Origin of the sequence: Escherichia sp. MOD1-EC7003 (assembly GCF_002965065.1) — a bacterium.
GTDB lineage: Bacteria > Pseudomonadota > Gammaproteobacteria > Enterobacterales > Enterobacteriaceae > Escherichia.
Window position 1 is genome coordinate 1 of sequence record NZ_PTRE01000163.1, and the last position, 511, is coordinate 511.

Annotated in this window: 1 protein-coding gene; it reads right to left on the minus strand. The window is 49.3% G+C overall.

Annotated elements, in window-relative coordinates; translation table 11 throughout:
• The coding region (locus tag A7090_RS22300; protein ID WP_198599609.1) for an IS256 family transposase at positions 1–511 on the minus strand (511 nt) is incomplete at both ends.

Sequence of the window (511 nt, forward strand, 5' to 3'; positions counted from 1 at the left end):
TTAAGCTCTATCACCCACCTCAGCCAGAACTTTGCGACTTCATTTTCGGCAAACCACATCCCCAGTAATTCTTTCTGGCCGTCGGTGTTGATACCTGGCGCCAGGAACACCGCTTTGTTAATCACGCTGCCATTCTGACGGACTTTGACGACAATGCAGTCCATATAAACAATGGGATACAGCGCATCCAGCTGTCGGTTTTGCCACTCAGTGACCTGCTCTTTTACGGCGTCGGTGACTTTAGATATCAGCGTGGGCGATACATCCGCGTCGTACATTTCTTTGAACGTGGCGACGATTTCGCGCGTGGTCATACCTTTGGCGTACAGAGATAAAATCTGGCTGTCCATCTGCGTAATACGCGTCTGGTTCATCTTAATCAACGGAGGTTCAAAGGTATTTTCACGATCACGCGGCGTGTTCAGCTCAATCTCGCCGTCATCGCAAAGCAGCGTTTTTGACGAGTAGCCATTGCGGGTATTAGAGCCTTTTTCAGGCGCATTTTTCTCAT